Source organism: Cognatiyoonia koreensis (genome assembly GCF_900109295.1).
GTDB classification, from domain to species: Bacteria; Pseudomonadota; Alphaproteobacteria; order Rhodobacterales; family Rhodobacteraceae; genus Cognatiyoonia; species Cognatiyoonia koreensis.
Genome location: NZ_FOIZ01000002.1, coordinates 724,517 through 744,485, shown reverse-complemented (window position 1 = coordinate 744,485; position 19,969 = coordinate 724,517). Strand labels below are relative to the sequence as shown.

At 58.5% G+C, this 19,969-nt stretch carries 17 protein-coding genes and 1 tRNA gene; 12 read left to right on the top strand and 6 right to left on the bottom strand.

Annotated elements, in window-relative coordinates:
- The first annotated feature begins 5 nt into the window (after window positions 1–5).
- From BMY44_RS15250 to BMY44_RS15195, 12 genes are all read left to right on the top strand, one after another.
- Entirely contained in the window at window positions 6–494 is a 489-nt protein-coding gene (locus BMY44_RS15250; protein WP_089996688.1) for a GNAT family N-acetyltransferase, read from the top strand.
- Complete coding sequence (locus BMY44_RS15245) at window positions 491–1,435, top strand: ABC transporter permease (protein ID WP_089996685.1); 945 nt, start codon at window positions 491–493, stop codon at window positions 1,433–1,435. The genes BMY44_RS15250 and BMY44_RS15245 overlap by 4 nt, the downstream gene beginning before the upstream one ends.
- A complete protein-coding gene (locus tag BMY44_RS15240; protein ID WP_089997198.1) occupies window positions 1,435–2,250 on the top strand; it encodes an ABC transporter permease in 816 nt (271 codons plus the stop codon). Before BMY44_RS15245 ends, BMY44_RS15240 begins: the two co-directional genes overlap by 1 nt.
- Entirely contained in the window at window positions 2,247–3,827 is a 1,581-nt protein-coding gene (locus BMY44_RS15235; RefSeq protein ID WP_089996683.1) for an ABC transporter ATP-binding protein, read from the top strand. Before BMY44_RS15240 ends, BMY44_RS15235 begins: the two co-directional genes overlap by 4 nt.
- Window positions 3,824–4,852 carry a P1 family peptidase gene (locus BMY44_RS15230; RefSeq protein ID WP_089996680.1) on the top strand — a complete coding sequence of 343 codons (1,029 nt, stop codon included), beginning with the start codon at window positions 3,824–3,826 and terminating at the stop codon, window positions 4,850–4,852. Before BMY44_RS15235 ends, BMY44_RS15230 begins: the two co-directional genes overlap by 4 nt.
- A gap of 199 nt (window positions 4,853–5,051) precedes the next feature.
- Entirely contained in the window at window positions 5,052–6,401 is a 1,350-nt protein-coding gene (locus tag BMY44_RS15225) for a nucleotide sugar dehydrogenase (RefSeq protein WP_089996677.1), read from the top strand.
- 54 nt (window positions 6,402–6,455) lie between these two features.
- Window positions 6,456–8,459 (top strand): hypothetical protein, encoded by a 2,004-nt coding sequence (locus tag BMY44_RS15220; RefSeq protein ID WP_089996675.1) that lies wholly within the window; start codon window positions 6,456–6,458, stop codon window positions 8,457–8,459.
- An 11-nt stretch (window positions 8,460–8,470) separates the two neighbouring features.
- A complete protein-coding gene (locus BMY44_RS15215) occupies window positions 8,471–10,435 on the top strand; it encodes a glycosyltransferase (protein ID WP_165611861.1) in 1,965 nt (654 codons plus the stop codon).
- Window positions 10,432–11,460, top strand: coding sequence for an NAD-dependent epimerase/dehydratase family protein (locus tag BMY44_RS15210; protein WP_089996671.1), 1,029 nt, complete (start codon window positions 10,432–10,434; stop codon window positions 11,458–11,460). Before BMY44_RS15215 ends, BMY44_RS15210 begins: the two co-directional genes overlap by 4 nt.
- Window positions 11,457–12,233, top strand: coding sequence for an ABC transporter permease (locus tag BMY44_RS15205; RefSeq protein WP_089996668.1), 777 nt, complete (start codon window positions 11,457–11,459; stop codon window positions 12,231–12,233). Before BMY44_RS15210 ends, BMY44_RS15205 begins: the two co-directional genes overlap by 4 nt.
- Window positions 12,230–12,889 (top strand): ATP-binding cassette domain-containing protein, encoded by a 660-nt coding sequence (locus tag BMY44_RS15200; protein ID WP_089996665.1) that lies wholly within the window; start codon window positions 12,230–12,232, stop codon window positions 12,887–12,889. Before BMY44_RS15205 ends, BMY44_RS15200 begins: the two co-directional genes overlap by 4 nt.
- On the top strand, window positions 12,882–14,216 hold the full coding sequence (locus BMY44_RS15195) for a hypothetical protein (protein ID WP_089996662.1): 1,335 nt from the start codon (window positions 12,882–12,884) through the stop codon (window positions 14,214–14,216). The genes BMY44_RS15200 and BMY44_RS15195 overlap by 8 nt, the downstream gene beginning before the upstream one ends.
- Window positions 14,217–14,235: 19 nt before the next feature.
- Here the strand turns inward: BMY44_RS15195 and BMY44_RS15190 are convergent, their stop codons facing one another.
- From BMY44_RS15190 to BMY44_RS15165, 6 genes are all read right to left on the bottom strand, one after another.
- Entirely contained in the window at window positions 14,236–15,867 is a 1,632-nt protein-coding gene (locus tag BMY44_RS15190; protein WP_089996660.1) for a sialate O-acetylesterase, read from the bottom strand.
- Between the two features lie 121 nt (window positions 15,868–15,988).
- Window positions 15,989–16,249: a spike base protein, RCAP_Rcc01079 family gene (locus BMY44_RS15185; RefSeq protein WP_089996657.1), complete on the bottom strand. Its 261-nt coding sequence runs from the start codon at window positions 16,247–16,249 to the stop codon at window positions 15,989–15,991.
- A 110-nt stretch (window positions 16,250–16,359) separates the two neighbouring features.
- Window positions 16,360–16,435, bottom strand: a tRNA-Thr gene (locus tag BMY44_RS15180).
- 42 nt (window positions 16,436–16,477) lie between these two features.
- Complete coding sequence (locus tag BMY44_RS15175; protein WP_089996654.1) at window positions 16,478–17,926, bottom strand: heme biosynthesis protein HemY; 1,449 nt, start codon at window positions 17,924–17,926, stop codon at window positions 16,478–16,480.
- Between the two features lie 11 nt (window positions 17,927–17,937).
- A complete protein-coding gene (locus BMY44_RS15170; RefSeq protein WP_089996652.1) occupies window positions 17,938–19,176 on the bottom strand; it encodes a COG4223 family protein in 1,239 nt (412 codons plus the stop codon).
- Between the two features lie 73 nt (window positions 19,177–19,249).
- Window positions 19,250–19,966: a uroporphyrinogen-III synthase gene (locus tag BMY44_RS15165; RefSeq protein ID WP_165611860.1), complete on the bottom strand. Its 717-nt coding sequence runs from the start codon at window positions 19,964–19,966 to the stop codon at window positions 19,250–19,252.
- Between the last annotated feature and the right edge of the window lie 3 nt (window positions 19,967–19,969).

Below are 19,969 nucleotides of genomic sequence, written 5' to 3'. Positions count from 1 at the left end.
GCAGCGTGATCATCCGTCCGGAAAACGAAGACGACCATGCGGCGATCCATGATCTGACGCGGGCCGCCTTTGCCCCGATGCCTTTCGCAACAGAATCAGATGCTGGTTTGACGGATGCCCTGCGCAAAGCCGGTGATTTAATGTTGTCCCTTGTCGTGGAGGACGACGGACTGATCGGTCATGTGGCCTTTTCACCCCTGAAACAGGACGCGTCTGGCGTTTGGGTCGGGCTGGGTCCGGTTTCAGTGCGCAATGATCGCCAGCGTCGGGGTATCGGTACCACACTGATCAAGGCAGGACTGGAACAGATGGCCGCGCGTGGCGTGGACGGCTGCATTCTGATCGGCAATCCGGCAGTCTATGCGCCCATGGGTTTTGTCAGCGACGGACGGATTACCTATCGTGATCTGCCTGACAAATTGGTGCAGTGGTACAGCCTGTCAGGGGCGAAACCCGCGGGTGAAGTCGTATTTGCCAAGGCACTGGAAGCATGATCGCCTACGCTTTGGGGCGATTTGCCTCGCTGGTGATCAGCCTGTTCGTCGCCTCGGTCGTGATTTTTAGTATGATCGAGGTGATCCCGGGTGATCCGGCTGCCTTTATGCTGGGTGTGAATGCGCGCGAAGACACCATCGCCGCGTTACGCGCGGAAATGGGTTTGGATCGGTCCCTGATCGTGCGGTATTTTGATTGGGTCAGCGGGATGCTTCGCGGTGATTTCGGGCAATCATGGACATACAAGGCACCTGTCGCCGATCTTGTGGCTGACCGCGTCTGGGTATCCTTGCCGTTGGCAGTCTATGCGCTGACTCTGTCCACGCTGATTGCCTTTCCTGCCGGAATACTTGCCGCGAGCCACCGCGGTGGGGCCGCTGACGTGACTGTCATGGGTGCGACCCAGCTTGGCGTTGCGATTCCGAATTTCTGGTTCGCGATGTTTCTTGTGCTGCTATTCGCGATCAAGTGGCCGGTCTTTAACGCAGGCGGCTTTCCCGGTTGGGACAAGGGCCTCTGGACAGGCATCAAGGCGTTGACCCTGCCAGCGATTGCACTGGCGCTTCCGCAAGCCGCGATCCTTGCGCGTGTCATGCGGTCGTCACTGCTGGATATGCTGGACGAAGATTTCATGCGCACCGCCCGCGCAAAAGGGCTGACCGCCCGGCAGGCTCTGTGGCGACATGCGGTGCGCAACGCCCTTATTCCGGTGCTGACCATCATCGGTTTGCAGTTTTCGTTCCTGCTGGCCGGCGGGATCATTATTGAACAGGTCTTTTATCTGCCCGGGCTGGGGCAGCTGATCTTTAAATCCATATCCGCCCGCGATCTAATTGTCGTGGAAAGCGTCGTCATGTTGCTGGTCTTTGTCGTCATCGTGGTCAATTTCGCGGTCGATCTGGCCTATGCCGCTGTCGACCCCCGACTGAGGACCAAATGATGTCGCGCGGCATGATCATCGGTGGCTTTTTGTCGCTGTTCTTTGTCGCGATGGCAGGACTGTCATTCGTCTGGACACCTTACGACATCACGGCGCTGGATATTCCCAACCGGTTGCAGACCCCATCGGCGCAGCACCTGCTAGGGACCGATCAGTTCGGGCGGGATATCCTGTCGATGATCATGATGGGCGCGCGCACGTCGATTGCCGTCGCGGTTGTCGCTGTCGGCATCGGCATGGTGCTGGGTGTGCCATTAGGCCTGACAGCCGCGGCGTGGCGCGGTTCGATCCTTGATGAATTCATCATGCGATCCAATGACCTTGTCTTCGCGTTTCCAAGCCTTGTTATCGCCATTCTGATCACCGCCGTATTCGGTGCATCGGCCGTGAATGCGATTATTGCTATCGGAATTTTCAACATCCCCGTCTTTGCGCGCCTGTCGCGGTCGGGTGCCCTGAGCCTTTGGGAGCGGGATTTCATACTTGCCGCCCGTGTCTGTGGCAAATCCGCGTTTCGTATTTCGTGGGAGCATATTTTCCCGAACATCACGAATCTGTTGATCGTACAGGGGACGATCCAGTTCAGTCTGGGCATTCTGGCCGAAGCGGCATTGTCCTATATCGGCCTTGGCGCGCAGCCGCCAACGGCAAGTTGGGGCCGGATGTTGGCGGATGCCCAAACGCTGACCACGATCGCCCCGCATGTCGCGCTTGTTCCCGGCCTGACGATCGTGCTGACCGTCCTTGGCCTGAACCTGATGGGCGACGGGTTGCGCGACTGGCTGGATCCGAAGCTGCGGGTGCAGCGGATATGAGTTTGCTGGAGATTACCGCGCTTGATCTGGCGATCCACGGCACGCCTGTTCTGCATGACGTGTCGTTGCGTGTCGCACCTGGCGAGATCGTCGCTATCACAGGCGAAAGCGGGTCAGGCAAATCGATGACCGCCTTTGCGACGATTGGCTTGCTGCCCAAGGGGTCGCATCCGACGGGCAGTATCCGGCTGGATGGCGCGGAGGTTGTCGGTGCGCCGGAACGCAAGCTGTGCGCGATGCGCGGCGATGATGTTGGCATGGTCTTTCAGGAACCGATGACAGCACTGAACCCCGTGCGCACCATCGTCGATCAGGTTGCCGAAACGATCCTTGTGCATGGCAAGGGCAACCGCCGCACTGCGCGCGCGCGAGCCGCAGAGACCCTTGCCCGTGTCGGTTTGCCCAACGACCAGTTTCCACTGGATCGCTATCCGCACCAGTTGTCCGGTGGTCAGCGCCAGCGCGTCGTGATCGCGATGGCCATTGCCTTGCGCCCGAAGCTGTTGATTGCTGATGAACCGACAACCGCCCTGGATGTTACGACGCAAGCGCAAATCCTTGCCTTGCTAAAAGAGCTGGTGAACGAATTCGGAATGGGTTTGTTGTTGATTACCCATGATCTGGCTGTCGTCAGTGATCTGGCCGACCGGATTGTCGTTATGCAAAAAGGTCGCATCGTCGAGCAGGGCGAGACCCGTCAACTGCTGGCGGATATGCAGCATCCCTATACCCGGGCCTTGTTCGCAGCATCGACCCATCGTGTTCAACTACCGCCCCGCCCCGCCCCTGCGCCCTTGCTGGAGGTGCGCAAAGTTCGCCGCACATACAAGCGTGCGGGCAAGCATCTGTTTGATCGCGCGACACCGTTCGTTGCCCTGAACGACGTCAGTTTCACGCTGAACCGCGGCGAGCGCGTCGGGCTGGTCGGTGAAAGCGGCTGCGGAAAATCGACCCTGACGCGGGCAATTCTGGGGCTTGAACGGTTGCAGGGCGGTGAAATCCTGCTGGATGGACAATCGGTCGCTTCCCCTGATCTGGCATTGCGCCAAAAGATGCAGGTGGTTTTTCAGGATCCATACGGATCGTTCAATCCGCGCCACAAGGTCGGCAGGCTGGTGGCCGAACCCTTTGATTTGCTCGGCGGTGTTCATGACAAGGACAAATCAGTTGCTGAAGCACTTGAGGCTGTGGGGCTGCACGCGTCCGATGCTGGCAAGTACATCCATGCCTTTTCCGGCGGCCAGCGCCAGCGGATCGCAATTGCCCGCGCACTGATAACGCATCCCGAGTTGATTATTTTCGACGAGGCAGTTTCAGCGCTCGACGTGTCTGTGCGTGCGCAGGTGCTGGACCTGATCGCGGACCTCTGCCGCCGCTATCCCTTGTCATATCTCTTCATCAGTCATGATTTGTCCGTCGTGCGGAGTGTTACGGACAGGGTGTTGGTGATGAAATCGGGGGCGATTGTTGAAACAGGCCAGACAGAGGATGTCTTTCGCAATCCGCGTCATCCTTATACACGTGCGCTGATCGCAGCCGTGCCGACCCTGCCTGATCTGGAGGAAGCTACGTCATGAAATCGGGACCACGAAATCTGATTACCGACGTCAAGGGCCTGCGTGTCGGGAATGCGCAGGATGACCGGTTGAAATCGGGCGCGACCGTTCTGGTGGGCGATGCCCCCTTTCGGGCCAGCGTGCATGTCATGGGCGGGGCCCCGGGAACGCGGGAAACCGATCTGCTGGCCCCTGACAAGACGGTCGATGCTGTCGATGCCCTTGTTTTGTCGGGTGGGTCTGCCTTTGGTTTGGATGCCTGTTCGGGTGTAGCAGACGGGTTGCGGGCCATGGGTCGGGGATTTGCCATCGGGGATATGACCGTGCCAATCGTACCGGGGGCCATCATCTTTGATCTGATCAACGGTGGAACAAAGGATTGGTCCGAGAACCCCTATCGGGCGCTGGGCCGTGCCGCGCTTGGTTCGGCATCACAGCGTTTTGCGCTGGGTAGCCATGGTGCCGGCACCGGAGCGTTGGCCGCGATGCAAAAGGGTGGGCTTGGGTCCGCGTCCCTTGTTCTGGACAGCGGCCATGTGGTCGGGGCGCTGGTCGCGGCAAACCCGCTGGGGAGCGTCACCACCCCGGGGGATCGTCATTTCTGGGCCGCCCCATTTGAGTTGGACACCGAATTCGGCGGTCAGGGGGTCGATTCACGCGGCGGGCTTGTGCGCCCTGATCCAAGCCGCAAGCTGGCGGCCATGGGTGAGCATGTCGCACAGCGGGCCAACACCACCATCGCTATTGTCGCAACCGACGCCCCGCTGTCGAAACCACAATGTCATCGCATGGCCGTCGCTGCCCATGACGGTATGGCCCGCGCCATTGTCCCGTCGCACACCCCGCTGGATGGGGACCTTGTCTTTGCTGTTTCAACGCACACGGGCCAGGACGTCGCAAGTGCCGATCTTGTCCGCGATGTCGGAGCTGCAGCGGCCATGTGTCTAAGCCGTGCCATTGCCCGCGGTGTGTTTTGCGCGACTCACGCGCCGAATGACCTGCTGCCGACCTGGCAGGATCAGAACAGGGACAGAACGGGTGGTTAATTTCGCGCGTCGCATTAACGGAAATTGAGAAAGCGTTGCCAATCGCAACGCCGATGGATTGCCTTTATTTGCAAGGCGAATCTGATCGCGCCTGTGGGTTTCAATCTATCCCGATAAGCCATCCCTATTCCATATTAACGCAATATTAGGATTAACAGCACCTTCTCTTAAGGAACTTCAAACCTTGGGATAGACGCTGATGACACTTCTTCTTGATGGCCTTGCACACGACCAAAAAGAAACGGTGCTTCGATATCTGCCGACGCGGGAAAAGGATCAGTCGGAGTCCATCGCCGTCGTCGGTCTGGGCTATGTCGGTCTGCCGCTTGCCACCAGCCTTGCGCAGAAGTTCAAGTCTGTTGTTGGCTATGACGTCTCAGAAAAGCGCGTATCGGCCCTTTGCCGTGGCCGCGACCACACCAAAGAGGTCGCGCATGACACGCTGATGACCTGCGGTCTGGACCTGACAACCGATGATGCTGCATTGGCGGATGCGACATTCTATATTGTGACCGTACCCACACCGATTACGAAAACACATCAGCCGGACCTTGCCCCGTTGCAAGCCGCCTGCCGCATGATCGGTCAATGGCTGTCGCCCGGCGATATCGTCGTGTTCGAGTCGACTGTGTATCCCGGCTTGACCGAGGACTTCTGCGGGCCCATTCTTGAGGAATATTCCGATATGAAGGCCGGGCGCGATTTCTTCCTTGGCTATAGCCCGGAACGCATCAATCCCGGCGATCCCAACAATACAGTCGACAAGATCACCAAGATCGTGTCCGGCGATACGCCAGCGTCGCTTGCCCGGATCAAGGCCGTTTATCACAAGATCATTGATGCGGGATTGCATGTCTGCCCGTCCATCAAGGTGGCGGAAGGGGCGAAGGTTCTGGAAAACACCCAGCGCGATGTGAATATTGCCCTGATGAATGAAATGTCGCTGATCTGCGACAAGCTGGGGATCAGCACGTTCGATGTGATTGATGCGGCGGCGACGAAGTGGAATTTTGTCCCGTTCACGCCCGGTCTTGTCGGCGGTCACTGCATCGGGGTCGATCCTTACTACCTGGCATCTGCTGCAGAACAGGTCGGGCTGCATCCGCAGGTGATACTTGCGGGCCGCCGTTTGAACGACGCGATGGCAGAGCATGTGACACAGGCCGCTGTCCGGTTGCTGATACAGACCAAGGGCGCGGGTCGGGACGCGCGCATCGGGGTGTTCGGCATGACCTTCAAGGAAAACGTACCCGACGCCCGCAATTCGAAAGCGGTGGAAGTCGTGCAGCGCCTGCGCGCCTTCGGGTTCGATCCGATGGTGCATGATCCGGTTTGCAGCAAGCGGGATGCCGCAGCCGTTGATATCGCCCTGTGCAACAAGGCAGAGATGCGGCGACTGGACGTGTTGATCCTGACCACGCCGCACGATGCCTATGCCAAGGAATCCAACTTTCTTGATCGGCTCAAGCCCGGGGGTGCCTTGATCGATGTGCGTGGTGTCTTTGCGAAAGAGGCTGCAACGCGTGGCCTGCGATACTGGTCGCTTTAACCTGTGTTCGCGATCACGCCCATAGGGTCATGCCGGGTCACGGGACCGCTGGCGATGGCGCAGGACCGGTACGGCTATGTGGTGAACCGTGCCCGCAATTATGGCTATTGCCACGCGTCCGGTGAAGCGGTGCAGCAGGCCCGTTTCATGCTGGGTTTGCAAACACCGCCTGAAGAGCTTTGGCCGCTGATCGCGCGCAATGCGGATTTCGGAGTTCTTGCGGGGCAAGCCCACGATCTGTCCGATCTTTATGTCGTCGAGCTTTCATCCGCCAAGCGTATCACTGTCGACGGGTTCTTCGTTCAGTTGAACTATCTTGCTCATGCTTACCCTGACGTCTTTGGTGATCAATCAATTGCGCGCGCCTTTTGGGATTGTGCTGCGGATGGTGACCAGTCGCTGATCGACGCATTCCTTGAAGCGCGCGATTTGTCGGATGAGGATTTTGCGCTGTTGCGGCGTTTGCGTATGGAGTTCACAACGCCAGAGCATCTGCGTGCTGATATCAAAGCGTTGCAAGATTTGCTGCCCCGCACGCTGTTCGTCACCCATGTGGACGCGCGGCAGGCGGATGGCGTCCCGATTGCATCGCGTTCATCCTACATTGCAGATGTCAAAGACGCGGCGCGAAAGACCGGAGCCCGCGTTTACGATCCAACTGCGCTGATGTTGTCCTTTGGCCAGAAGGACGCAATCGCGGACGACAGTACCGGGCTGGCGCATTTCTCCGATGATTTTGCGAAAGCCCTTGTCGCGGACTGGATGACTGTCGCGATTGCACCCGCTGTGCGTGATGTTGTGCGTCACGCGGCCCCCGACCGGGCGGCGGATGTATTTTTGCCCTATGCGCAAAATTGCCTCGCCCATGGTGATCTGTTAGAGGTCGGGGACAAGCTGGACGATCTGATCCGTAGTCGCCCTGATGTGCCGCGCCTTGAGACGGTGAGGGATTTGCTGTCAACCGCGAGGGCGGACACGGCTGAGGCTTATGCCGCAGAAACCGGTAGCGCGTTATCTGCTGTGCGAAAGAAGGCAGCACTTGCGCTGCAACTAGGCCGGTTCGATGCGGTTGCTGATCATGTGGCCAAAGGCGGGTTTGGGTCTGTCTTCGCGTTACGCAAGATCGTCGAGATTGCGGCGAAGTTCGGAACCGCTGCGGCAGCGCTACAAATTCTGAAAGCCGCCTGGGAGGCCAAACCAAACAATTCCGATATCGCGCATGATCTGGCGCAGCGTCTTTTGGATGAGCGTCCGGAGATGTTGACCGATCTTGCGCCGCAAGCCAAAGAAACATTGCTGCGCCATATCGGGCCACTTTTGCAGCTGAAGCTATGTCATGCGGCGGGGGTGGCGTGCGCGGTTGATACGGCTGTGGCTTCGGCAGAAGAGATTGTCGCCATCGCGGCCCATTTGACGGTCGTCGATGATATTGCTGGTGCTGCGCGGGCGGTGCGCGACTGGCGGACAGCGCAAACAGACGCGGGGCCTTTGCCAGCCGATTTGCACCCGATGTTCGATCGCTGGAGCGCCGCTGTGGACACAGTCAAGGACAGGGAGGTGGCGCTTTCGATACTGGCGGATATCCTGTTTCTGGTGCCGCAGCATCGCCCAGCGCGCACTGCCTTGCGTGATCTGCGCCGGAAGTTGCGTCTGGAAATCCGTGCGGCATTTGATGCGGAAGATCTGCCTATGCTGGATAGCTTTGTCGCGGCGAATACGGCATTGCCCGATCCGCTTCATGAACTTGGGTTATATCGCGCGCGGCTTTGTTTTGCGGCGGGCGATGATGCGGCGGCGATCCGCATTGGAGATCAGGTTGCCACGGACCTGCCTGACAATATCTCGGTGCGTGTCTTGTTGATGCGCGCTGCGATGCGGTCTGGTGATCTGGTTACGGCAATCGGTGCTGCGGAACAGGTTTGTGCGCTCTCAGACGACAAGACCGCACGGTTGCGGATCGAAGCCAACCGGCTTTTGGACCAATGCAGGTCCTTGCCGCGCGAAGGCGCAAGTAAACTGACACTGGTCCGTTTTCAAAGCAAGCGGGTCGTTGCGTGATGGTCATGCTGATGTCGGATAGGCTGAATTTCGATGCGCAGGCCCCGCATGTTCCAAGCGGTTTGGTTGCAGAGGCCCTTGATGCCAGCCGCGATGTGAAAGAACCCGACCGGGCAAAAGCGGCATTCGAACGACTGGCCCCTGCCCTGCAGCAGTACCAGCCTGACCGCGTGTTCAGCGTCAGTTGCGCGATGCTGGTCGAGAAACAGCGCAACACCGATGGTATGCTGGAATTCTGGTCTGATCTGCGTGGGTTGTTTCCGGATGATCAGACCGCCTTGCGCATGATGATGCGTTGGTATCGCCGCGAACGGCGCGTATCGTCCGGCATCGCAAAACTGCACCTGCTATTTCCTGAAAGTCATAGTGATGTCGACGAGGCCGAAAGCGCCTGTCTGGGTTTTGCCGAATTGCGCGCCTTTGACGAGATTGACCGGATCATGGACGCGGTCCTGCCTGCTTATCCGGACGCGCGGGCGATCCGGATGCGGTATATCAAGATCCTGAACCAGCAAACGCGTTATCTGGAAGCCAAAGCCGTCGCAGACAGCGTGGCCGATGTCGACAAGATGGGACCGTCGTCACGCGATCTGATCGACACTGCGCAACGGCGTGCTGCAAAGATGGCGCTGCTGTATTCAAACGACGCCGCGGATACGTTCGCACGCATCATCGCGGAATTACCGGTGCCTGAGCGTGCGGTCGGGAACGCATTGGGCGCGATCACTTTTTATACGGGTCAATTGGGGACAGGCGGGGCTGAGCGTCAGATGACCCGTATCGCCTCGGCTTTTCAGGCGCAGTTCCAGCGGGGGCAGACGGTCGGTGGCCTTGCGCTGACTGCACCGACGGATGTGGTGGTCAAGCACACGACGCCAGAGACCGGTGCGGATTTCTATGTGCCGGTTCTGCGCCGCGCGCGCGTCATGACGACATCGCTTGCCAACGTCGCGCCTGTTCCGCTCGATCAACTCAAGCACGTTACGCCTGAAGTCATCAATCTGCTTGAACTGCTTCCCGGTGACGTGTTCGAGACGACCTGCAAACTGATCCCCCACTTTCAGGAACGGCGCACGCAGATTGCCTATATCTGGCAGGATGGCGGCGTACTGTTTGCGACGCTTGCCGCGTTGATCGCCGGTGTACCACGCATCCTGACGTCCTTTCGCGGGCTGCCGCCAAACCTGCGCCCGAACCTGTTTCGCCCTGAACTGCCGGTGCTTTACAAGGCGCTCGCCGCCTTGCCGCACGTGACTTTTTCCGCGAACAGCCAGATTGCAGCGACCGCGTATGAGGACTGGCTTGGTCTGCCTGCGGGGACTGTCATCGTTTTACCGAACGCCATGTTGCCTGTTCTGCCTGATGGCGAACCAGAGGACGCCACGACCTGGGACAGGATTGTCCGCGCCAGTGCTGACTGTACGCAAACCGTTCTGGGTGTCTTTCGTTTTGACGATAACAAGCGCCCTCTTTTCTGGATCGATGTCGCCGCCGCGCATTTGAAACGCCAGCCTGACACGCGTTTTGTCATCGTCGGCACGGGCTATCAGTTCGCTGCCTGCCGGTCGCGCATCGCAGAGCTGGGATTGACCGACCGCATCTTTCTGACCGGCGTGCAGGAGAACGTCGGCTTTTTCATGCACAAGGCCGATCTGGTCATGCACCTTGCGCAGATGGAAGGCCTGCCCAACGTCCTGATCGAAGCGCAACTTGCAGGCGTTCCCGTTCTGGCAACCCCGGCAGGCGGAACGGGAGAGGTCATATCAGACGGTGCCACAGGTCACATCTTACCGGACGCAGACGCCCCGGTTGCAGCGGAGGTCGCTGCAAGGTTGACGGCCATGCTGTCCGATTCCGAAACGCTGGAACTGATGGGCGATCTGGCCGCGACCACAGCCCCGCCACGGTTTCTGCTGGATCATATTCTGGACCGCACCGCCGCGCTATTTTCACAGACAGAAGAGGCTTCATCATGACGACGGTTTTCATCACGGGCACAGCAGGTTTCATCGGCTACCACCTTGCAAACGAATTGCTGGGCCACGGATACCGTGTCGTCGGTTATGACGGTTTGACCGATTACTATGATGTTGAACTGAAAAAGCACCGCCATCGCATGCTATCGGCCCACCCCGGATTTCAGGCGCATGTGGCAATGCTGGAAGATGCGGATGCGTTAGGACAGGCGATCTGCGATGCAAAGCCTGATGTGATCGTTCACCTCGCCGCACAGGCCGGCGTGCGTTACAGCCTTGAAAACCCGCGCGCCTACATCGATGCCAATCTGATCGGAACGTTCAATGTCATTGAGCAAGCCCGGACCATGCAGGTGGGACATCTTTTGATGGCGTCGACGTCTTCGGTCTACGGGGGCAATACGGTGATGCCATTCAATGAAGGACAGAATACCGACACGCCGCTGACGCTTTATGCCGCTACGAAAAAGGCGAACGAGCATATGGCCCATGCCTATGCCCACCTTTGGGATATCCCGACCACGATGTTCCGGTTTTTCACCGTCTATGGCACGTGGGGGCGCCCCGATCTTGCGCTGTTCAAGTTCGTTAAGGCAGCTTTGGCTGGTGAGCCGATCGATGTCTATAACAACGGGCAGATGGCGCGGGACTTTACCCATGTCATTGATCTTGTCCGCGCCATCCGGTTGCTGATCGGCACACCGCCCGTTCTGGGCGCGGACCCGATTGACCATGACACACTAAGCCCTGTGGCCCCGTACCGCGTCGTGAACATCGGGGCCGGACAGCGCGTGCCTTTGATGGATTTCATAACTGCGCTGGAGGATGCGCTGGGCCAGAAGATCAAGAAGAACATGATGGGCATGCAGATGGGTGATGTGCCTGGGACATGGGCGAATACCGATCTGCTGCATGCGCTTACCGGATTTCGCCCCGAGACCGGGATCACTGAAGGGATCACCGAGTTCGTATCCTGGTATCGCGATTGTCACGGCGCCCCTGAAGCCGCCATCGAGCCCGCATGAGTATCGCACTTTATCCTGACCGCATTGCCGCCCTGATCCGGCGCGAGCGTCTGACCCGGTTTTCAGGCGGCGTGATCGGGCATTTCTGGGCTTATCTGACGCCGATTGCGTGGATCGCCTTTGTCGTCATCCTGTTTCACGCTTTGAACCGCGCACCGCCGATTTACGTTCCTGCAGAAATTTTCGTGGCGACGGGCATCCTGCCCTATTTGGCGTTTCGACAGACCATCACGTCGCTGAGCCGCGCCATTCCAGCGAACCGGAGCCTGCTGTATCTTCCGCAGGTTACGTCACATGACATCCTGACAGCCAGCGGATTGCGGGACGGGCTGAACCTGATCATTTCCGCGCTTGTCATCTTTGGTGGGATTACGCTGATCTATGGGAACCGCTTGCCCGCCGATGCGGCGCAAGTTGTCACCGGACTGGCACTTGCCTGGTTTCTGGCCATTGGCGTTGGCCGTTTCATCGCGGCGGTTGGCTTGATCAGCGACAGCTTTGCCCGCTTTGTTCCCATTCTGCTGCGGCCTGTGTTCTGGTTATCGGGTATCTTTTACACGGCGACCGAATTGCCGCCAGCTGTGCAAGACGCCCTTTGGTACAGTCCGCTGTTGCATGTGACCGAGATCGTTCGCGAGGGATACTTCCTTGGTTATACCTCGCCCGTTGCGACGGTCTGGTACCCGGTTTTCTGCGGGGCATTCTTTTACGTTGTCGCAAGCCCGATCGAGACTGCGATCATGCGCCGCCGGATTGCGCGGTACCGCTTATGATGACACTGCGCCATGTCACTGTGCGTCGACCTGACGACAGCAACGCCCGCCCGATCCTGAGCGATTGTGATCTGACAGTCGGCGCGCGCGAAAAGATCGGCATTCTGGCCATGCCCGGCAGCGGCAAGTCATCACTTGCGCGCGTGCTAAGTGGTGTCGAAGCGCCCGCGCTAGGCAGTGTCACGTCCACGGGTTTCGTTTCATGGCCCCTTGGCTATGCAGGATTTCTACATCCAAATCTTTCGATCATCGAAAACCTTTTGCTGATCGCGCGGCTGACAGGCCAGAAACCGGACTGGTATGTTGCACAGGTGACGATCTTGTCGGGCTTGCAAGAGCGTGCTTGGAACAAAGTTCAGACACTCACACCAACGCAACGCGCTGTTCTTTCGTTCATGTGCGCAATGGCACGACCTGCGGGTTTGCTTGTCGCAGATGAGGTTTTATCCGTCGGCTCACCAGAGCGGCGCAAGGTCTGCGACGCGCTTGTCGCCCGTCATTTGTCGCGCAACGGACTGATCTTCCTGTCACGAAATGCCCGACAATTGCGTGCGCATTGTGATCGTTTCTTTGCACTTGCCCATGGGCAGTTGATCCCATGTGACACCGTTGAAACGGCGCAATCTCTTTTGGCAGAGGAGCCAGCCTATGTCTGACCTGATGGACCGTGACACGGAAACGCCAGAGGAGGCACGCATTCGCAAATGGCGCGAGGAACGTTTACGCGTCGCCGAGACTGAAAAAGCAGAACGGTTGCGTCTTCGCGAGGCAGAGCGACTGCGCGCCGTTGAAGAGGAAGCCGCGCGTCAGGTGGAAGAACGGGATCGGTTATTGCCGTCCGATCAGGACATCGCGGCGGAAGCGGCCAGAATTGATCGGGTGAACGTCGGGATGCGGCGACGGCTTTACCTTCGGTTCGCAATCCTTTGCGTCCTGCCGATGGTGCTGGCGACAGTCTATCTGCTGGCTGTCGCGACACCGATGTATGAAGCGCGATCCGTCATCGCTGTGACCAAGCCGGTGGCGGTTTCGGGTGCAAGTGCCGGGGGACTGCTGGGATCGTTGAACAGCGCGCCGAACCTGCAAGAGGTTTTCATGGCGCACGCTTTCATTCAGTCGCAGGCGATGATGGACGGGCTTGAAAATGACCGCGGGTTCATCACACACCTGAGCAGCGACAGGGTCGATCCCGTGCAGCGACTGCGCGATCTTGATGCGCTTTCGATCGACAAACATGACCAGTTTTCCCGGTTCGTGGACAGTGCCGTTGATATCCAAACCGGCCTGATCACGCTGTATGTGCGCACGCCTGATCCAGCGGATTCGATTGCCGTATCTGACACGATCCTTGCGATGGTGGCGACGCAGGTGAATGCGTTGAATGTCGATGTGATTGGCCAGCGGCTGCTACTAGCAGAGCAATCCGTCCAAGCGGCGCAGGCACAACTGACCGCGGCGCAGACCGCATTGCTTGAGCTACAGCTTGATAGTGGAGAGGCGGACCCTGCCGCACGCATCGCGGGCGTCTATATGATCATCCGCCAGCTTGAAGAGGAATCGCTTTTGCTGGGTCAGGACATCCAGCGCGCCGAAGTCGCCGGCAATGGAGATAGTTTCCAGACCCAGCGGGCGAACGAGCTTTATGATCGGCTGCAAACACAGATCGCTGATCAACGCGCAATACTTGTCAGTGCCGGTGATGCGAAAGAACAATCGTTAAATGCCGTCATGATGCAGCACCAGCTTGCGGCGTTGCGGGTTGGAATTGCCGAAGAGGCACTTACCGTTGCACTGGCGGCACAGACCGAAGCGACGCAATCTGCCGCCCTGTCGCGGAGTCTGTTTCAAGTGGTCGTTCCACCCCGTACGGCAGCAATTCCGACATCACCCAACGTGCCGGCAATACTTGTTCTGGTCGGCGTGCTTTCGATTGCGGTTTTTGCGCTGTGGAGTGCTTGCGTATCAGGGCGTCGCCAATACTGACGACGCCCCGAGCATTTCCTTAGACAACGATGCGCAGACCACCACCGTTGTTGCGATAGAGTGTCCCTGCCTCTGCACCGTTGGACACAGCATCGGCGTTATCAGCAAAGACCGGCAGGTTCTTCATCTCGACCACGCCCGATTTTCGCACAGAAAGACCATTGCTTCGCGTTGATGAAGACACACCCGTTCCAACCTGAAACATCACCGGGTCGGTTTGGGCGGCTGTGTATTCCGTGAACATGCCGATGCTTGTCCCGCCTTCATCCGCCACCGTATTGCCCCGCCCAGACGCAAGCGTATAGCGCGCAGACAGGGTGTTCTGATAGCCAAAGCACCCGAAATAGTCGGCGGACTGATCGGCCGCATTCGCCCGACCCGCCACAAGGCCATAGTTTGCCAGATTGTGCGTCGTGCAGTCATATCCAAGCGCGAACGTATAGTTGCCTTCGGCCGCGCAGTTGAAGCCCCAACTCATCGATCCGGTCGCGGCGGGACCGTTTGGCGGGACTTCGGTTGTCCAGCTGTCGCGCGAGACGATTGTGCTGAACGTTGTCATGGCTGTCGCATCTGTAGCATCGACCGGCCCGGTACCCCGTCCGTAAAAGCAGGTTGGCGTGCCTTCTGTCGGACCGGCATCTGCGATGCGGTGGAACCCGGCTTCCCACAGGCTTTCGCCGGTGAAATGCGTGTAGTCCCCTGACCCTGTCAGCCCGAACTCTGTGCGCAATCCGTTGGATGTCACAAAGATGCAGCGGTTGTCCTTTTGCGTGCAGAGATAAACGAGGGCGTCGCGCCATTGATATCTGTCGTGCAGGTCGGATGGCGACATCATGTAGATCGGGGTTTCAAAGCCGCACCACGTTTCCGCCCGCAACTGATTGCGTAGCTGTTCGATCTTGCCCAGATACGTCGCGAAGTCGTCGTTAAAGTCGGCTTCGCCTTGGGCCACGATGATTTCGTCGACCACTGTCTTGTTCGCCGCGCTGAGGATCGGGCTTGCCAGGGCGCTGATAACCTTGCCTGCAATTGCCGCGTAGCGCGTCGAGTCTGTTCCGTTGCCCACCCATTGCGCGATTTCCTGACCGCCCAGCGCATCGTAGATGATCCGTACCGGACGTCCCGTGTCCCGCACGATCCGATGGGCCCGCCCGAGCGCATAGTTGTTGTTGCCGATGTTGCCATGCGGCGTTGACCGGTTGAGCGGTGCCAGCGTGCGATCCGAACTGCCCCAGTCGTCCGTTACCCCGTCCCAGATTTCCACAAGCGGTGAGGCCGGATTTGGCCCGTCGCTGTTTGATCCGGCCGCGTTCGACTGGCCTGTGATCACGATGACATAGGGCCCCTCGATATGTACGAGCCGCGTGCCGCCTGCTGTTACCAGTTGGGCCGGGGTATTATTGTCGACGACCTGGTACGTCGCGCTTTCGCGCTGTGCCACCAGCATGGTGCCAACTGCATGTGCCTGCGTATCCGCGACGACGCCTTCAACATCTGCAAATTGCGCGCCCCCGCTGAACGATATATCTGCAAGCGTGCCGATGTCGTTCCCTTGGGAGTTTACGTTCTGCGTTCCCGCAGGGCTGGTAATGAAAGACGTCAGAGCGATCGCGTCGATCCCGGCGTTATCAAGGTCTTGTTGCGTTGCCATGATGCCTACCTTTCAAGGTTTGTTGCAATTGTGGTGAAAGACAGAATGCCGGGATCAGCTGCCCCGCCTTCTGAATGGCGACGCAGCGCAACCGCAAAAATTGCCTGTGCAATGCTAAGCATCAGTGACACCCGACAATGGCGGTCGCCGTCGTCCCTGTGGCCCAGACCTTTGCGACACGCAGCGGGTGCCAGCCCTGACCGAGGTTCGGAAAGGTCACAATATCACCGGACACGAGCGTGACACGCAGATTGCCCGCAGTTCCGACATGAATTGCGCGTGTCGCAACCGCGAGCGCGTTCGCATCGTCCGGCGTGATTTCTGCGGCGGCCTGAATAGGATCGGACATACCGGTGGCATGGTTTTTGAATGGGTCAGTCATTTGAGAATCCCGAGGTCATGAAACATAGACCGGGTTCTGACAGATCAGGCCTAACGCGGTCTGACACCACCGCGCGGCGGTTTGAAGTTAGGACAAAGACTAAGGGGAAGTGGTGCCGCTGAAGGGACTCGAACCCCCGACCCCATCATTACGAATGACGTGCTCTACCATCTGAGCTACAGCGGCGTTTTGCGGCTCTCTAGCACCGCGTCTTCACTCCGAAAAGACCTATTTTGTGTCTTCTGTTTCGACGACCTCTGCCTCGACCGGAACGACTGTTGGCGTTTCTTCGGCAACTGGGGACTGTCCAACGATAAGCGGCAACATCGCAGTGCCGACAGGCATTGCGACCTCTCCTGCGGGTGGTCGTTTCCAGGCGAGCGTATCGAAAGATCCGCAGTTCGTGCAGACAGGGCCCCATGACGGATGGATGTGTTGGCAATTCTCGCAGACCCACTGCGGTCCCCGGTCCGCTGTCAGCGCCCGTGTCAGCCACCCTTTGACGACGGCATCGTCTGCACCTTCACCACGTTCGATTGCGGCCATCAATGTCAGGTTCCGCGCAGTCGGGTCATCGTTGACGAGATCGCCCAGTGCACGTTTTGCATCGGGGAAATTCTCTGCCGCGATGTGCAGTTCGGCCAGTAGCATCTTGGTTTCGGGATCGTTCGGGTTCTGGTTTGTCAGTGCCTTGAACCGTTTCAGGCGCGCTGTGGCATCCTCATCCGGCACGATCTCGGCGAAGGCGGCGGCGATATCGGGATGAGGTGTGACACCCCATGTCTTTGTCAGGACACGGGCTGCGTATTTGGGTTTGCCATCTTCTATGTAGCTGCGTGCAGCCATGACCGCCGCAGGTATCAGATCGGGTGACAAGCGATTCGCCTCGATCGCCGCTTCGCGGGCTTCGATTGTCTTGCCGGTCGCAAGTACGTCTTTCGCCTCTGAGAGTGCAAGAACGGCGTCGCGCCGTTTGTGCACATCGCGCGGCAGGTGGCCTGCTTTCAACTTGGCATTCAGGGTCGTGCGCGCGCCTTTCCAGTCTTCGGTTTCCGCTTGCAGGCGCAGCAGGATGTCCTGCGTTTCCTCGTGCTTGGGCTTGAGCGCGAAGGCTTTCTGCGCCAGCGCCATGGCCACATCGGTTTTTCCCTCTGCCAGCTTTTGCTTCATGATACCGCGCACCCCAACAAAGCGGGTCTGGTCGTTCGCGATCAATTTCTTATAGCTTTCTTCAGCCTTACGCCTATCACCGGCAAGTTCGGCGGCCTGCGCTGTCAGCAGCGTAGTAAGCTGCGGCTTGTCGAGCAGACGCTCCGCACGGGACGCCTTGGTCATCGCGAGATGACCTTCACCAGATGCGAGTGCGAGCATCCCTTCGGACAGCGCCTCGTATCCTTTCCGTTCACGATTGCGGTCGAAATAGCGCGAAATCGCGGTTTCATCGCCGTTCAGGAAATGGAATGTTGCGACCAAAAATTTGAGCAGGTTGATCACCAGCCACACCAGAACGACGAGCGCCACAAGGCCGAAAGCCATCTGCAACGGCGAAACGTTGTATTCCTGACCGCCGACGGTGATCAGCGCCCCGCCGTCGACTTCCATCAACTGGGTTGCCCCGAACGTTAGCGCAGTGACGACTGCGATGAAGGCAAGGATTTTGAGCAATGACACGATCATGGAGTGAGCCTTCAATTAACGTTTAGTTGGGATGCGAGGGTCGCAGCCGCATCAAGTGCCGCAGCACGCTGTTCCGCCTGCCCGATCCAGTCGGTCAGATCAGCGCGTGCCACTTCGGGAAGCGTTGCCAGTTCTGCCAGCGTGTCGTTCAACCGACCTTCGCGCACGGCAGCTTCTGCGCGCGAAAGGATCGCATCGGCGCTGTTGCCTTCCTGCGGTTCGACGGACCGCACATCAAGCTGGTTGCGCAGAAAGCCTGACAATCCGCCTTCTTCTTCACCGGCCGCACCTTCGCGCCGTGCGGTGGCGAGTGCGGCGCGCGCGGCTTCGGGAAAGCTGTTTTGCAACGAAGACAAGGTTGCGACACCGTCTGCTGCATCAGCCAGACCTTCGGGCAGACTGCCTTCTATTCCTGCTTCGAGATCAGCAAGGGCTGCGCCCATGGGCCGGCCCGTTTCCAATGACTCGCGCACGATAGCAAGGGCTGTCCGCGCCTGTGCCTTACGGGCAGTCGCGATGGCGTTTTCTTCGATTGCCTGTGCTTCTTCACGGGTCTCGGAAAGGAGCGTGCGCAGTTCTTCCTGTTGCGAAGCAATCTGATCCCGCAGGTCGGCAAGATCACGTTCGTAGGCCGCAATTGCGGCCTCTTGCAGCGTTCCATCTGCGCTTGGTTGTTTTTCGACGGTTTCGATCCGGTCTTCCAAATCGGCGATTGATGCGTCGATTCGATCTGACAGGCTGCTGACCGATTGATCGACAGCGGCGATCTGTTCAGTGATTCCGTCCATAGCAGGACCGTCCGACAAGGTCGCAACCTCATCACGCAGCGCCGATATGTCATCGGATTGGGCAGAGATCGCCGCCTGAAGTTCGACGGTATTATCGCCCCTTTGCAGCGTCGCAATGCCGTAACCGATTGCGCCGGCGACGAGGCCGCCCAAAACCATCGGGATAAACACGTTCTGTTTTTGCGGTGTTTCCGGCGGAGCGGCTGGAGGCGTATAAGTATCTGTTTTTGTTTCTTCTTCCGGCTCAGCGTCGCGTACTTCGTGCGATTCGGTGACGGATGCTTCCTCGGTCACGTCCGACTCGGGCTCTGGTTCTTTTTCCGGTTCTGGAGGTGTTTCTATCGCCGAATCTTCCGCGATGACTTCGGCGTCTTCGATTACGTTTTCTTTTGTGGGTTCGACCACGTCGGTTTTTTTGACCGCTGTCTGTTTCTTGCGAGTGCTCGAAGTTTTTTTCGCCACGGCGTTTCCCCACTTTGCGTTGCAGCATCCGGCAGAGATGCAAATGTGAACTTAGCTTGCAAGTCAGGGACCCTCAAGTCACGGACATACCATCTTTCAGCCAATCGACAGTGCGACACGTTGCGTCAAGCATCGCCATTTCGTTCGGCATTTCAGCAATTTGCACCGTATCTGCCCCCCAGTCTGTTACAAAGTCTGCGACTTGTCGGCTGATTGCAATGACGTGGACAGGGGGGTGCCATTCTGTCGCTGTGAGGATCAAACCTGAGCGTGCCGAGAAAAGCGGTGCAACCAGCGGTATATTTCCATGAAGCGCTGCTATCAATTCTTCAGGCGCAGGCAGAACAACTTGGTCGTAGGCTGTCACCTCGACTGCGGTCAGGCCCGCACATTGCAAAACGTAGGCTATGTCCCCCCGGGTATGACGACCTGCGATATGCGCGATCAGCCCGACAGGTTTCGCATTCAGAATTGTCTGGAGAAGTTGCTGAGCATCGCCACCACCGACGGTGGATTCGAACCCGATCTCGTCCGCCGCTCTTCTTGTCTTTTCCCCGACACACCACGCGTGTGCAGTCGTCGGTACACGCAGCCTGCGCGCCTGGGCCACGCCATGTACCGAGGTGAAGATCACGTGTTGAATGCCATCAGGGATCTTCGGGTCACACTCTCGAATAGCGAGACCGGGGGCCAAGACGGCTGGCACGTCATAGCCAAGCTGGCTGTTCACCTTGCGCGCGAAATCTTTGCCACTTGAAGACGGGCGGGTGATGATAAGCTTGGCTGGCATTGT